The sequence below is a fragment of the Blautia luti genome, from assembly GCF_033096465.1.
Taxonomy (GTDB): Bacteria; Bacillota; Clostridia; order Lachnospirales; family Lachnospiraceae; genus Blautia_A; species Blautia_A luti.
This window is the reverse complement of record NZ_AP028156.1, coordinates 324,179-340,366: the sequence shown is the minus strand read 5'-3', so window position 1 is coordinate 340,366 and position 16,188 is coordinate 324,179. Positions and strand designations below refer to the sequence as shown.

Sequence of the window (16,188 nt, the reverse complement as noted above, 5' to 3'; positions counted from 1 at the left end):
CTATTTACTAGCTCCTTTCAATTCACCGAGTCTATCCGGCTGTTTTTATAATGCATAGCGCTCATTTTTCTCTACGACGATCTTCACTCCGTCTTCGCCGCAGTAATACGAATTTGCACGGATGGTATCCCGGCTTTCAACAATGCAGTTCTCAATATGGGTATTGTCTCCCAGATATACATTGTTCAAGATCACGGAATTCTTAATAACGCAGTTATTACCTACAAAAACGTCTTTAAAGAGAACTGAATTCTCTACTGTACCATTGATGATACAGCCGCTTGCCACCAGACTGTTTCTGACCTGTGCGCCAGGATTGTACTTTGCAGGCGGAAGATCATCGATCTTGGTTTTGATGGTTGGTTCCTGTTTAAAGAAGAACTTACGGATATCAGGTTTCAGGAAGTCCATATTGGTCCTGTAATATGCTTCTGCAGTGGAGATATTGCTCCAGTATGTATCAATCTTATATCCATAGATCCTCTTCAGATTCTTATAACGGATCAAAATATCCTGAACGAAATCATGTCTGCCTTCCTGAGCAGCCCTCTCGATCAGCTCGATCAGCTGTCTTCTGCGGATCACATAAATACCTGTAGAAATGGTATTATAGGAAGAAACCATCGGTTTCTCCTCAAATTCCTCGATCCTACAGTCTTCATTCATACGGAGCACGCCGAAGCGCTCGATCTCTTTCGGATTTTCACAGGTGGTACATACCACTGTGACATCCGCTCTCTTTGCTATATGATATTCCAGCACTTTATTGTAATCCATCTTATAGATACAATCGCCGGATGCAATGACAACATAAGGCTCATGGCTGTTCTTCAGGAACTGAAGATTCTGATAGATGGCATCTGCGGTTCCCTGATACCATAAGCTGTTTTCTTTCGTAATGGTCGGAGTGAACACATAAAGGCCACCCTGTTTCCTGCCAAAATCCCACCATTTCGAGGAACTTAAATGTTCGTTCAGGGAACGGGCGTTGTACTGTGTCAGAACAGCCACCTTCTGTATATGAGAACTTGCCATATTGCTCAGGGCAAAATCAATACTTCTGTAGCTTCCGGCAATAGGCATTGCCGCGATCGCTCTCTTGTTGGATAATTCTCTCATGCGGTTATTATTGCCGCCTGCCAAAATAATACCTATCGCTCTCATTCCTGGTCACCGTCCTTTGCTGCTATTACCTGTCCGCCTGCAAGCTCTCCGTCCGGATAGTCTGCGGCAGTTGTTACTCCTGATATGGCGGTATTCTTACCGATCCTTACATTGTCCGGGATCACGCTGCGCTCTCCTACTGTAGCCAGTCCGAAAGCGTATACTGCAGGTTTCAGCACATTGGGCGCTTCTTCTCCGCAGCCAAGTACAACATGATTACCGATGTTAACATCCTCGGCAATGATCGCCTTGTCCATCTGTACTTCCTCTCCCACTGTAGAATTACGCATAATGATGGAATCGCGGATCACACTGCCCTTACCGATGACAACATTCGGTCCGATCACGGAATTATGTACTTCTCCGTAGATTTCCGCACCTTCACCGATCAGGCATCTGTCTGTAACTGCATCTGCAGCAATATACTGAGGAGGAATAATATCCCCTTTCGTATAGATCTTCCAGAATTCCTCATACAGATTAAACTCCGGAATAATATCAATCAGCTCCATATTGGCTTCCCAATAAGAACCAAGAGTACCTACATCTTTCCAGTATCCATTGTATTCATAGGCGAAAAGTCTCTCTCCCTTCTCCTTACAATATGGAAGGATGTGCTTGCCGAAATCGCAGCCATTCTGATTCTTCAGGGAAATGAGAGCCTCTTTCAAAGCAGGCCAGCTGAAAATATAGATACCCATGGATGCCAGATTACTGCTTGGATGCTCCGGTTTCTCCTCGAATTCCGTGATCCTTCCCATGTCATCTGTTACCATGATCCCAAACCTGCTTGCTTCCTCCATAGGCACCGGCATACAAGCGATGGTTACATCTGCTTTATTCGCTTTATGAAAATCAAGCATTACTTCATAATCCATCTTATAGATATGGTCACCGGATAAGATCAGAACATAGTCCGGATTATACTGCTCCATGTAATCCATATTCTGGAAGATCGCGTTGGCCGTTCCTGTATACCACTCACTGCTTGTACTTTTTTCATAAGGCGGAAGTACAGTTACACCACCTTCATTTCTGTCGAGATCCCACGGGATACCAATGCCGATGTGAGTATTCAACCGAAGTGGCTGATACTGTGTCAGAACACCTACTGTATCGATACCCGAGTTAATGCAGTTACTTAAGGGGAAGTCTATGATACGGTATTTCCCACCAAAAGCAACTGCAGGTTTTGCTACTTTTTCTGTCAGTACACCCAGCCTGCTGCCCTGGCCGCCAGCTAGAAGCATAGCTATCATTTCTTTCTTAATCATGCAATCACCTCTTGTAGTTATGATTTTTCATTATAGCACACATGGAAGTATTAGTGAACATTATTTACAATTTTTCTTCCTGATTTTTATTTTTTTTAGAATTATTGCATACGTTATATGTGGAAATGCTTTCATATTTCTCTATACTATTATGCATTTTTCATATATATTCGATCTTTTTTTGTATTTTTTGACATTAACAGAGGAATATTATTTTAAGTAAAGACTTTTCATTTCACGGTGCAGGATGTATAATATACGAAAATAATTCTAAGGAGATTATATTATGTATCAGATAGATTTTCATAAACCGCTTCATGTCCATTTTATCGGCATAGGTGGAATCAGTATGAGCGGTCTGGCTGAGATCCTTCTGGGTGAGGATTTCATCATCTCCGGCTCAGATGCCAAATCCAGCCCGCTGACACAGGCCCTTGAGAAAAAAGGTGCCAGGATTTATTACGGACAGCGTGCTTCCAATATTACAGACGACGTAGAAGTTGTTGTCTACACCGCAGCCATACATCCGGACAATCCTGAATTCGCCTGTGCGAAGGAAAAGGGTCTCCCCATGCTTACACGTGCGGAACTGCTTGGCCAGATCATGCGCAACTATGATACTCCTATCGCTATTTCCGGAACCCATGGAAAAACTACTACTACTTCCATGGTATCCCATATCCTTCTGGAGGGAAAATGTGATCCGACCATCAGTGTGGGAGGAATCCTTCCTGCCATCGGCGGAAATATCCGCGTAGGTGAATCTGAAACTTTTGTCACAGAAGCATGCGAATACACCAACAGCTTTTTAAGCTTTTTCCCGAAGATCAGCATTATCCTGAACATGGATGCAGACCATCTGGATTTCTTTAAGGATATTGATGACATCCGTCATTCTTTCCGTAAATTCGCAGAACTCCTTCCTGAAGACGGAACCCTGATCATCAATGCAGATACTCCGAAATATGAAGATATTATCCGTGATCTTCCATGTAAAGTCATCACCTATGGTCTGGAGCATGATGCAGATTACCAGGCTGCTGACATTACCTATGACAAATACGGCCACGCTTCCTTCAGTGTACTTCGCAACGGCGTAAAAGTGGGCAGCTATTATCTGAAAGTTCCGGGTATCCACAATGTATCCAATGCCCTGGCTGCTATCGCTCTGGGACATCTTCTGGAGCTTCCTGAAGAAGTGATCATCAAAGGACTTGGAAGCTTCACAGGCACTGACCGCCGTTTCCAGTACAAAGGCGAAGTAGCAGGTGTTACCATCATAGATGATTATGCACATCATCCAACTGAGATCGAAGCTACGTTACACGCAGCCCATAATTATCCACATCAGAAATTATGGTGTGTATTCCAACCTCATACATATACCCGTACCAAAGCTCTTCTTCCGGAGTTTGCCAAAGCACTCAGCCTGGCAGACCACGTGGTATTGGCAGATATTTATGCTGCAAGGGAAACAGATACTCTGGGAATTTCCTCTGAGGATCTGCAGAAACGGATTCAGGCGCTTGGCACTCCATGTGAATACTTCCCTACATTTGACGAGATCGAGAATTATCTTCTTTCCAATTGTAAAGAAGGGGATCTTCTGATCACCATGGGAGCCGGAGATGTTGTCAACATCGGAGAACAGCTTTTAGGTAAATAATAAAGAACAAATACACTTTTTATCGCAGGAACAGAACGCTTATCATCTGTTCCTGCATTTTTTATGGAAAATTTTCCCAAAGTTATAAACAATTTATCCCCTTTGATTTTTCGTATATTTCCGCATGTCTTCCGACTTATCCACATTATCCACATCGTTATACACATTTTAGGCTGTGCATAGCTGTGGATTTCCGTGTGCATAATTTGCTTAACATAATTCGACAATCTTCTCTTACATAATTGTGAATTTTTCCCTTAAATTCGCCATTTTTCAAGTTTCACATAATTTATGGATTTTTCTTTATCCACATTTTCCACATTATCCACATAGATATGTGGAATAATCCACGGAAAAAATCCCCTATTCTCTTTTAAAAAAGGTTGTGCTATAATTCAGGGTATCATAAACTGATCGAACGCATGCCTGCGGGCATGCACTTTTTTAGAAAGAGAGTGTGGATCCATGGCTATGATCACCCTGCAGCAGTCCTCCGGTCAGGGAGTAACTGTTCTGAACAATAATTTCATAGACAACTATATGCCCGAAGCCAACGGAGAATTTGTAAAGGTTTATATCTATCTTCTGAGGCTTCTTTCTGATGTTTCTGTTCCTTTCAGTCTGGAGCAGATGGCAGACCACTTTTTCTGCACAGAGAGAGATATTGTCCGTGCCCTGAAATACTGGGAGAAAGAGAAGCTTCTGACCCTGAGTTACAGGAGCAATGAAGACATTGCGGATATTACCCTGAACATGCCGCCGCTGAAACAGACTTCTGTATCCACACCTGTTTCCTCATCTGCATCTCCTTTATCCCCGTCCGTTTCACCTTCATCTGAGACAGTGAATGCTGCACAGCCCCGGACTTCACGGACTTCTGCTTCTTCCACCCTTACTCCGGACCGGGTGAAGGAACTGAAGCAGAATGATGAGATCGTACAGCTTCTTTATATCGCGGAACAGTACCTGGGTAAGACACTCACACCGGGGGAGATGAAGAAGATCATGTTTTTCTATGATGAACTGAAGCTCTCCCCTGACCTGATTGAGTATCTGATCGAATACAGCGTCAGCCGGGGACATAAGAGTCTCCGTTACATAGAAACAGTTGCCCTGGCATGGGCGCAGGAGGGCATCACCACTGTGGCCATGGCGAAGGAAGCCAGTTCCCGCTACATGAAGGATTATTACACCATCCTGAAGGCAATGGGGATCAGCGGACGTAATCCTGTGGATACTGAAGTGACCCTGATGGATACCTGGCTGAAGGATTACGGTTTTACCATGGATATCATCCAGGAGGCCTGTAGCCGTACCGTTCTTTCCACAGGACAGCCCAGTTTCCAGTATGCGGATAAAATCCTTTCCGGATGGAAGAATAAAAATGTAAGAAATCTGGCAGATATCCGTCTGCTGGATGCCGCCCACGAGAAACAGAAGCTGGAGAAGGCAGCTGCCAGACGAAACCAGGCACCGAAAGCAGCCAGCCAGAACCGTTTTAATAACTTCCATCAGAGAACGTACGACTTTAACGAATATGAGAAGAAACTGCTGAATCAGTAATAAAGCCGGATTTTCTGAACCAGCAGCCGAGAGATACTTATAATAGAAAAGGAGGCATCTCATGCCTTTACAGAATTATCAGTATGATACCATCATGAGAGAATACAGCAAGACCCAGTCCAGGAACCGACGGATCCTGGAAGAACGCACACAGGAGATTTACGAGAAAATCCCCCGGATCAGGGAGATCGATGAAGAAGTGGCTTCCCTCAGTGCACAGAAAGCCCGGGCACTCCTTGGGGGAGAGTCTTCCAGCATGGAAGATCTGAAGGCAGCCATCTCCCTTCTGGCCCAGGAGCGGAATGCTCTGCTGGTCTGCAACTCTTATCCTGAGGATTATCTGGAGCTTCCCTACGACTGTCCTGCCTGCCAGGATACCGGTTATATCGGCAGCCAGAAGTGCACCTGTTTCAAAAAAGCAGAGATTGAACTGCTCTACACACAGTCCAATTTAAAAGAAATTCTCAAAAAAGAAAACTTTGAACACTTTTCTTTTGATTACTATTCTGATACAATGAAGAACGAAGCCACCGGGCTGACCGAAAGAGAGACAGCCAGGAGGGCTTATGACATTGCCAGAGGCTTTGTCCGGGATTTCGATGGTTCTTTCGAGAATCTCTTTCTCTACGGAGATACAGGCGTGGGTAAAACTTTCCTTTCCCACTGTATCGCCCATGAGCTTCTGGAATCAGCACACTGCGTTATGTACTTTTCCGCGTTTGATCTGTTTGATCTGCTGGCAGATTCGAAATTCTCCAGAGACAAGACAGAAGGACAGGAATTTGTGTTTGACAGCGATCTGCTGATCATTGATGACCTGGGAACTGAACTTACCAACAGCTTTGTTTCGTCCCAGTTGTTTTTGTGTATAAACGAACGTATTATGCGCAGAAAATCCACCATCATATCTACAAATCTGAAACTGGAGAACTTCTCGGATACCTATTCCGAGAGAACCTTTTCCCGGATTGCCAGCAATTACCGGATGGTGAAGCTGGAGGGAAAGGATATCAGGATACAGAAAATATTTTTAGGAGGAAAATAAATCATGGCACAGGCAACTACTAAAGATTTAACTACACTTCCGGTGGGCAGACTTGGTCTGATTCCACTGATCAGTTGTAAAGATCTGGGAGAGAAGGTCGATGAATGGCTGGTAGAATGGCGTAAGGAGCGCGCTCATGAAGAGCTTGATTCTTTTGCATTCGAGGGCTATCAGAGAGACTCCTACAGAATCCCTGTACAGACAGCACGTTTCGGTTCCGGTGAAGCGAAGTGTACGATCATGGAATCTGTCCGCGGTGATGATATTTATCTTATGGTAGATGTATGCAACTACAGCCTTACTTATAATATCGGACAGTACACCAACCTTATGTCCCCGGATGACCATTTTCAGGATCTGAAACGTGTCATCGGCGCCATCGGAGGCAAGGCCCGCAGAGTAAACGTTATCATGCCTTATCTGTATGAGAGCCGCCAGAACATCCGCAGCGGAAGGGAATCCCTGGACTGTGCAACTGCACTTCAGGAACTGGTAAGCATGGGGGTGGAGAACATTATCACTTTCGACGCTCATGACTCCCGTGTACAGAACGCAACTCCTCTCCATGGATTCGAGACTGTTCAGCCGTCCTATCAGTTTATCAAGGCTCTTCTGAAACATGAAAAAGGTCTTCATATTGATAATGACCATTTCATGATCATCAGCCCGGATGAAGGAAGCATGAACCGTGCCATTTACCTGGCCAACATCCTTGGTGTAGATATGGGTATGTACTATAAACGTCTGGATTATTCCAAGAGGATCAACGGCCGCCACCCAATCGCAGCCTATGAATTCCTCGGCCCGAACCTTAAGGGTAAAGATATGATCCTCATCGATGACATGATCTCCTCCGGAGATACTGTTCTGAAGATTGCTTCTCTTCTGAAAGAGAGAGGTGCAGGACGTATTTATATCTGCTCCACCTTCGGCCTCTTCACAGACGGTCTGGAGAAATTTGATGAAGCTCATAAAGCAGGCGTATTCGATAAGCTGCTTACCACCAACCTGATCTATCAGTCCCCTGAGCTTCTTGCAAAAGAATACTACATTTCCTGTGATATGAGTAAATATATAGCCCTGATCATTGATACACTGAACCATGACCTGTCTGTCAGCCACCTGCTGAACCCGGTAGACAGGATCAAACGCTGCGTAAACAACTATATGGCTCAGTATGATGAGAAATAGTCCGGACAGATTTCCTGACTGATAAGAAATAAAAATCCTCCGCCATCGGCGGGGGATTTTTATTATGTCCTACAACATCTACAATAAGATCTTCTGATAGGGAATCCCTTCTTTATCCAGGATCTCCATCTCTCTTTTATGGCAGGTGCTGATAATGATCTGCTTCTCTTCTTTATATAACCATCGAAGTACTGCTGTAAGTCTCTCTTCATCATACATCCCGAATACATCATCCAGGATCACAGGGAAACTCTCCTCCCTGCACAGAAGTTCCCCGGCAGCCATACGCAGAGCGAAATAAATCTGCTCCATAGTTCCCCGGCTGAGTCGTTCCAGTCCTACTGTCCGATCTCCTGTATTCACAGTCATATGAAGGTCTGCATCCATGAGCACTTCCTGGTATTTTCCTCCTGTGATCTCACTGAGGATCTGGGATGTCCTCTGTCTGAGCCTTCCTCCTACCTGCGTATGGATGTCACGGGATAATCTATCTATGGTAGTCATGGCCAGATTCAGCGCCTGGATCTCAATCTCATTCTGGGAAGGAAAATAAGATTCATCTTCATATTCCCGGTATTCTTCCTGCAGATTCTTCAATGCAGTTTCTTTTTCATCATAATCCTGCTGAAGACTCTCTCTGTTCCATTTCAGCTTCTCCTGTCTGGACAGCCATCTGCCTTTCATCCTCATCCTCTTCTGCAGCTCCCTGGCATATTTCAGCTGCTGCATTCCACAGAAAACTACCGCAGCCGCAGCAACAGCCACCACTCCCAGGCTGACCCTGATGCTGTCTGCCAGCGCTGCTGCCAGGATCAATGCTACGATCCCCGCTATAGCTGCCACAACCATCCCCGCAGCATAACCATTTCTCTTGGCACGGGTCCTGGCTACTCTCTGATCCAGAAGTGCTGCACCAGATTCATCACCGGGGCGCATATGAAGGGATCCCTCCTGCTCATCTATCTTGGAAAGCTTTTCCCTGATATCCCGGATCTCACCCTGGATATAATCAATATTCACCATGAGTTTCTGCTGTTGGGCATCAATCTCTTTCTGTCTTCTGTCCTCCTGGACCAGATAGCCCTTTCTGGACATTTTCAGCATCTGTGCTGTCCTTCCCAGGTCAATGGAACTGTCCCCTGTTCCCTGATAACTTGCCATATAATTCTGCAGTTCACGGACCAGATCCTGTCCTGTAACGCTTTTCAGCTGCGCCACGGATACTGTATTATCATATATAGCCTCACTTACATTTCCCAGTATTCCTTCCAGGCTTCCCTTCTCCACATCTGTCAGCTCCTTGCTGTCTTCATTCAGCAGTTCCCCCATCAGATGCTCCTTCTGGAAATTCCTTGTAAGCCGGTAATTGTGTCCCTGGCTCTGAAACCACATGATCCCGCCGTACATTCCCGGATTCTCCCATGGTTCATAGGTGCTGTATACATCATTTCTGGCTGCTTTTCCCCGCATTCTGGAAAGACTGAAAAGCATGCTCTTTATGAAAGTATGTACTGTGGTCTTTCCGCTTTCATTCTCACCGTAGAGTACATTGATCCCCGGCGAAAACTCTAAAGTCCGATCGTGGATCTTTCCGAAATTTCTGATATTTAAACGTCTGATTATCATATTCTATCTGTCACCTGCTTGTCTCCAGCAATGCCTGAAGCCCGTAATATAATGCCTTTTCTTCTACCAGATTCCTGTCCTTTTCGAGAAAATAACTGATATAATCACCGATCAGGGTTCCTTTGTATTTCTTCTGAATCTCCTCCAGATCGTAGGCCGGCCTGGATTCATCCAGAACTTCTGTTACATAGCCGAAGGATTTCAGTTTCTCAGGCAGAAGCAGAAGCTCCGGAGCACGGTTTCCCTTGATAATGATCCGGTAAATGTTCATCCTTCCTCTGCTTGCCAGATCTGCCCGCAACATATCCTCCAGGGATGCCTGGGTGGAACCTTCCCTGAGCATCAGAATGATCTGCTCATAGGAACGGCAGGCAAAAGGTACAAAGTTCGTTTTCAGGCGCCCGTTTTCCAGATGCCCTTCGATGTATCCATGTTCTCCCAGGTCATTCCTGTCAATAGGCTCCAGAGCTCCTGCATAGGCTGCTTTATCCCTCAGAAGGATCTCCGGTTTATGGATATGGCCCATGGCAATGTAGTCAAATCCTGCTGCTGACAGGCCCTTTACATTCATGGGAATATGTGAGGCATCTCCTCCGTGTGCCAGAAGGATATGCAGTCCTTCTCCCTCTCCCGGCCTGGCAGCGTCATACAGGGGTTCTTCGATTTCCTGGTGTTCATAGCTCAACCCGTATACATAAACATCCAGCTTCTCATCCTTGATACAGGTAAGGTGTTCATTTCTGAAAAATACTACATTCTCTGCCCATTTAAAATCCCTGTAAAAGGAATCCGGTTTAATATAATCATGATTCCCTGCCATCAGATAAACCCTGGTATCCGGGATGGTGGAAAACAGGTAATTCACTTCCTTTAACTCTCGTAAAAGCGGCTGACGATGGAATAAATCTCCTGCTATAAATAACAAATCCACCGGATTCTCGCGGATGCCCGCAATAACCCGGCGGAAAGTTTCCCAGATTTCTTCCTCCCGCCGTTCACTCCAGGGGCAGCCTCTGTCAGGCACAGCTCCCAGATGCACATCTGCAAGATGAATAAATCTCATGCCAATCTCTCTTTCTTATTCAGGCGCAGAACCTATCAGCTCTCCCTGATTATAAATCACAGTTCTTTACAGTTCTTGGGAACGGGATTACGTCGCGGATATTTCCCATGCCGGTCAGGTACATTACGCAGCGTTCAAATCCCAGTCCAAATCCTGAATGGCGTGTGGAACCATATTTACGAAGATCCAGATAGAAATCATAATCCTCTTTCTTCAGTCCCAGCTCATCCATACGTTTCTCAAGTTTCTCGATATCGTCCTCTCTCTGGCTTCCGCCGATGATCTCTCCGATTCCAGGTACCAGGCAGTCCATAGCTGCAACTGTCTTATTGTCCTCGTTCATCTTCATATAGAAGGCCTTGATCTCCTTCGGATAATCTGTTACAAATACCGGTTTCTTAAAGATCTCTTCTGTAAGATAACGCTCATGCTCTGTCTGCAGATCACATCCCCAGAATACCTTGTAATCAAATTTATCGTTGTTCTTCTCCAGAAGTTCTACTGCTTCTGTATAAGTTACATGACCGAACTCGGAGTTGATCACATGGTTCAGTCTGTCCAGAAGTCCTTTGTCAATGAAGGAATTGAAAAAGTTCATCTCCTCCGGAGCGTTCTCCAGTACATAACGGATCACATATTTCAGCATAGCCTCTGCCAGATCCATGTTGTCATTCAGGTCTGCGAATGCACATTCAGGCTCGATCATCCAGAATTCTGCTGCATGACGTGTAGTGTTGGAGTTCTCTGCACGGAATGTTGGTCCGAATGTATAAACATTGCGGAATGCCTGTGCGAAAGTCTCACAGTTTAACTGGCCGCTTACTGTCAGGTTGGTTTCTTTTCCGAAGAAGTCCTGGGAATAGTCCACAGCGCCTTTATCATCTACAGGAACATTGTTCATGTCCAGTGTGGTAACCTGGAACATCTCACCGGCACCCTCACAGTCACTTCCTGTGATCAGTGGTGTGTGTACATATACAAATCCCTGTTCCTGGAAGAAACGGTGGATTGCATAAGCACAGATGGAACGAACACGGAATACTGCCTGAAATGTGTTTGTTCTCGGACGGAGATGTGTGATAGTTCTTAAGTATTCAAGGCTGTGGCGCTTCTTCTGTAACGGGTAATCCGGAGCGGAGGCACCCTCTACTGTAACCTCTGTAGCCTGGATCTCGAATGGCTGCTTTGCCTGAGGAGTTGCTACCAGAGTTCCTTTTACGATGATAGCTGCACCTACATTCAGCTTGCTGATATCTGCGAAGTTCTTCATTGTATCATGGTAAACTACCTGCAGTGTTTCAAAAAAAGTACCATCATGAAGTACGATAAATCCGAAGGTCTTGGAATCACGAACACTTCTTACCCATCCGCCTACAGTAACCTCCTGATCCAGATATTTTTCTCTCTCTTTGTAAATTTCTTTTACTGTTGTCAGTTTCATATCTATGTTTCCTCTTTCTCTCATCATTCTCACACTTTTGGTAAAAAAGACGAAACGCTGTTAACCTTAACAGACGTCTCGTCCTTTAGTATAGACTATTCCCCGTCTTCACGCAAGGAGTAATCTGGGATTTGCAATTGTTTTTTATATCAGTTTTATTACATCAGCTGTTCTTCAGGGACCGCAGGCACTGGGTAAAGATTCTCTTATAGGTTCTGGCTGTGTAATGAAGTCCGTCATCTATGCTTCCGGCTCCGTATTTATCACTGGCGAAACTGTATCCTGTTGCCTTCAGGTAGCTGTACATATCAATGTAAGTGTATGATGAAAGCAGATTCTTCTGCATATAGGTGTTAAATGACCGTATCTTCGCTTCGCTTCTGTCTGCCCTTCCTGTATTGGAAAGCATCAGGCGGTTGATCGGGTTTACAGACATGAAGTACAGTTCACATCCTTTCTTCTCCAGAGAGGAGGCGATCAGCTTATAATAGGCTGCATATTTCGCATACTCATTATAATCGTTTACACCGAAATTGAAGATCACTGCTGTTTTCTTAGAAAGAATGCTGTTGGTATCATTTTTTACCAGTTCCTGGAGCTGAGGTACTGCAGTACCTGTCAGCCAGCTATATCCTTCCCCTGCCTTACAGATAAATTTCACATAATTTGTGTTTGCACCCGCACGTGCCAAAGCATTTTTCATATATTCTGTACGGGAGTCTCCAATAAACACCACATTTTTATATTTATAGGAGTTTACCTGTGGAAGAACATCTGCGGACAGATTATCTTCCGAAGATCTGTTGAATACTACTGCATATAGTGTAGTATTTTTTTTGACCGTAATGGTTTCCTCTGCTTCATAGTCCGGGTTCACCTTCTGGCCTGCTTGTTCAGACCAGCCCATGAATGTGTAACCGTTGGCATCCTTGACACCGGACAGTTTATATGTGCTTCCCTGTGCCATTCTGGTGGTACTGTATACTGCGCCGTTATTCTTACACAGAGTCAGGGTCACCGCTTTTTTCTGCACTGCATAAAGAGTGATGTTTCTGGTTACCGTATAGGACGCTTTGGCGGTTGCCTTCGTGGAATTCTTTTTGCTGGACCATCCCAGGTTTATATAACCGCTTCTGGCCGGTACTTTGGCGAAGGTCACTTTCGTTCCTTCTTCTACTTTGGTTGTCAGCTTTTTATATGTGGAATTGGTTTTTCCATCTCCCATATAGTATGTGACCGTATAGTATTTACTCTTTCTGCGGACTGCGTAGAACCTGGTTGTTTTTGTAATTTTTACCTGTGATCCTGCTTTATACAGCGGTTTCTTCTTTCCTTTGGCAGTTGTCCATCCAAGATTCGTGTAGCCTTTGGCCTTCGGTACTGCAGGCAGGGTGATCTTCTGGTTCTGATCTGCATAGACAGTCAGGGATGTATAGCTGCTGCTTGTACTGGTTCCTGCATTGTTATTAAAGGTTACTTTATAGGGCATCTTCTTATACACTGCATAAAGAGTGTAATCATCGGTCACAGTTACCTGCTGGCCTGCTGTATATTTGGCTTTCGTGGCATTGGGGGTCAGTGCCCAGCCCAGAGCCTGGTATCCGCTTTTGGCAGGTACTTCTGCCAGAGTCAGTTTCAGGTTCTTTCCTATAGTCCGGTTCAGCTTCGCAAAGGTATTGTTGCTCTTTCCGTTCTGTGACAGATAGGTGATCTGCATGGACAGCCGGCGCACGATATAGAGATTCACGTCTTCCGTTACTTTATAAATGGAATTCAGCGCGTATTTGACAGTACCGCTTCCTGCTGTGTTTGTCCAGCCGTAATTAATGTAAGCAGAATTGACGATATCAGGCAAGGTGATTTCCTTTGTCTCATATGCCTTTACAGTCTTAAAAGTTCCTGTTCCGGAGTTATTCCAGAAAGTAACGTTACATTTCTTCGGCATATATAATTTCAGGACATCCTTCTCCATGAAATCATCCCAGTTTTCTTTTTTCTCCAGAGTCAATTTCGAGCCGCCTTCCAGACAGATGCTGTCGTTGAGTTTCTCATTCTGTTCCAGTTTCCACTGGTTAGGCGCTTCCGGATCAGGAACATTCGGCAGAGTGATCGTTGTCTCCCATTTCACAACCATTCTGTCTACATCTTCACATTCTTTGCCCTCTCCGTCTATAAACCGGATCTCTATTTCCTTTTCAGGATCTATCGTTGGTTCCGGGGTGGGAGTCACTGCTGCCGCAGATACGGATGGTGCCGGAGTCACCGTTGCAGATGCTGCTGTCACTTCCTCATCCGGCTCCGGGGTCACTGTCAGATCCGGGATCTGTGTCACTGTCGGTTCCGGGGTGGGAGTCACTGTAGGGACAGGTTCCGGTTCTCCGGTTTCAAAAATCTCTGTGTCGTCCTCTCCGGAACTGAACATGTCAAATGAATCCACGGACTCATATGGAGCATCAAACTCCGAAGCCCACACAGGCGTCTCAGATGCGATCATCCCTGTTGCCAGAAGCAGGCATAACAGTCTTTTCCTTTCTCTTCGCTTTCGTTTAAACATAAATCTACCTCCATTTTGCAGAAACGTCCCGCATATCCCGCGGAACGTCCCCTCTCATACAGATTACAGATTGTCAATGAATCTCATAAATGCCTCTCTGCCTTCCGGAGTGCATTTATATACACCGGCATCCTCCAGAACATGGACAAATACATGTCCAACTTCCTGGCGGAGCACATCCTGGATATTGTCTTTATCCAGATTCTTATATTTCGGCAGAACCTCTGCTACCCATGCAGCATGTTTCTTGATCTTCTCATTAGAAGAAATATCTTTTCCTTCCAGGATATATTCACCCAGAAGTTCCAGTTCTTCTTTCAGTCTGGCCGGAAGTACGGCAAGTCCCATAACCTCGATCAGACCAATGTTCTCTTTCTTAATATGATGATACTGTGCATGAGGATGATATACACCCAGCGGATGCTCCTCTGTGGTAATATTGTTTCTCAGAGTCAGATCCAGTTCAAAGGTGTCTCCCACCTTACGTGCGATCGGAGTGATGGTGTTGTGAGGTTCTCCTTCTGTCTCTGCAAAGATAAATGCAGCTTCATCTGTGTAACCTCTCCACACCTCCAGCACATGGGTAGCCAGATCGATCAGGCGTTTCTCATCTTTATGGCGGATCCTCAATACAGAAAGCGGCCATTTGACAATACCTGCTTCCACATCCTCATATCCCGGAATTGTCACTCTCTTCTCAATAGGTGCCTTGGCCATTGCGAAAGTGTAATGACCGCCCTGGAAATGATCGTGGCTTAAGATAGATCCGCCTACGATAGGAAGATCTGCATTGGAACCCAGGAAATAATGTGGGAACAGTTTCACGAAACCAAACAGTTTGATAAACGTATTTCTCTCAATCTTCATAGGTACATGTCTGCTGTTAAATACGATGCAGTGCTCATTATAATATACATACGGAGAATACTGGAAGCCCCATGGACTGTCGTTTACTGTAATAGGGATGATACGATGGTTCTCTCTTGCCGGATGATTGACTCTTCCTGCATATCCCTCATTCTCCGGACAGAGAAGACATTTCGGATAACTGCTGGACTTCACAAGCTTCGCTGCTGCGATGGCTTTCGGATCCTTTTCCGGTTTTGACAGGTTGATGGTGATATCAATCTCGCCGTACTCACTGTTTACTGTCCATTTCTGGTCTTTTTTTACACGATAGCGGCGGATATAATTGCTGTCCTGGCTGAGTTTATAGAAATAATCTGTAGCCTCTTCAGGATCTTTCTCATATTTGTCCCAGAATTCCTTCTGGACCTGAGCCGGACGGGGCATCAGACAGTTCATCAGCTTTGTGTCAAAAAGATCACGGTATACAACACTGTCCTGGATCAGACCTCTTTTTACTGCTTCATCCAGAAGTCCGTTTAATACCTCTTCCAGATCAATATTGCTGTATTCCTGTTCCGGTTCTACATATTCATCTTCTGAAAAAACATCCAGAAGAAGATTTGTAGTATAATTTTTCTCACAGGCAGGTGTAATACCTGTTTCTATTCCGTACTGCACAAGTTTCTTAATATCTTCGTATAACATGGCTGATTCCCCTCCGTTTATTTTTTGTCATTCTAAGGATAACCAAA

Annotated in this window: 11 protein-coding genes; 4 read left to right on the top strand and 7 right to left on the bottom strand. The window is 45.0% G+C overall.

Annotated elements, in window-relative coordinates:
* Positions 1–45: 45 nt before the first annotated feature.
* On the bottom strand, positions 46–1,164 hold the full coding sequence (glgD, locus tag R8695_RS01535) for a glucose-1-phosphate adenylyltransferase subunit GlgD (RefSeq protein WP_118509788.1): 1,119 nt from the start codon (positions 1,162–1,164) through the stop codon (positions 46–48).
* Entirely contained in the window at positions 1,161–2,438 is a 1,278-nt protein-coding gene (locus R8695_RS01530; RefSeq protein WP_154780558.1) for a glucose-1-phosphate adenylyltransferase, read from the bottom strand. Before R8695_RS01530 ends, glgD begins: the two co-directional genes overlap by 4 nt.
* 286 nt (positions 2,439–2,724) lie before the next feature.
* On the opposite strand from R8695_RS01530, the gene murC reads away from it, so the two are divergent.
* From murC to R8695_RS01510, 4 genes are all read left to right on the top strand, one after another.
* Positions 2,725–4,104 (top strand): UDP-N-acetylmuramate--L-alanine ligase, encoded by a 1,380-nt coding sequence (gene murC / locus R8695_RS01525; RefSeq protein WP_118509784.1) that lies wholly within the window; start codon positions 2,725–2,727, stop codon positions 4,102–4,104.
* A gap of 465 nt (positions 4,105–4,569) precedes the next feature.
* Complete coding sequence (locus R8695_RS01520; RefSeq protein ID WP_154780559.1) at positions 4,570–5,667, top strand: DnaD domain protein; 1,098 nt, start codon at positions 4,570–4,572, stop codon at positions 5,665–5,667.
* Positions 5,668–5,728: 61 nt separating this feature from the next.
* Positions 5,729–6,712: an ATP-binding protein gene (locus tag R8695_RS01515; protein WP_154780560.1), complete on the top strand. Its 984-nt coding sequence runs from the start codon at positions 5,729–5,731 to the stop codon at positions 6,710–6,712.
* Positions 6,713–6,715: 3 nt separating this feature from the next.
* Entirely contained in the window at positions 6,716–7,903 is a 1,188-nt protein-coding gene (locus R8695_RS01510; RefSeq protein ID WP_118509778.1) for a ribose-phosphate pyrophosphokinase, read from the top strand.
* Positions 7,904–7,981: 78 nt separating this feature from the next.
* On the opposite strand, the gene R8695_RS01505 is transcribed toward R8695_RS01510, so the two are convergent.
* The 5 genes from R8695_RS01505 to galT form a co-directional block, all read right to left on the bottom strand.
* Entirely contained in the window at positions 7,982–9,529 is a 1,548-nt protein-coding gene (locus R8695_RS01505) for an ATP-binding protein (protein ID WP_154780561.1), read from the bottom strand.
* 10 nt (positions 9,530–9,539) lie between these two features.
* Positions 9,540–10,592 carry a metallophosphoesterase family protein gene (locus R8695_RS01500; protein WP_118509774.1) on the bottom strand — a complete coding sequence of 351 codons (1,053 nt, stop codon included), beginning with the start codon at positions 10,590–10,592 and terminating at the stop codon, positions 9,540–9,542.
* Between the two features lie 49 nt (positions 10,593–10,641).
* Positions 10,642–12,033, bottom strand: a complete 1,392-nt coding sequence (asnS, locus tag R8695_RS01495; RefSeq protein ID WP_118509772.1) for an asparagine--tRNA ligase — start codon at positions 12,031–12,033, stop codon at positions 10,642–10,644.
* A gap of 163 nt (positions 12,034–12,196) precedes the next feature.
* Positions 12,197–14,587, bottom strand: a complete 2,391-nt coding sequence (locus tag R8695_RS01490; RefSeq protein WP_118509770.1) for an InlB B-repeat-containing protein — start codon at positions 14,585–14,587, stop codon at positions 12,197–12,199.
* Between the two features lie 63 nt (positions 14,588–14,650).
* A complete protein-coding gene (gene galT / locus R8695_RS01485) occupies positions 14,651–16,141 on the bottom strand; it encodes a UDP-glucose--hexose-1-phosphate uridylyltransferase (RefSeq protein ID WP_118509768.1) in 1,491 nt (496 codons plus the stop codon).
* Positions 16,142–16,188 lie beyond the last annotated feature (47 nt).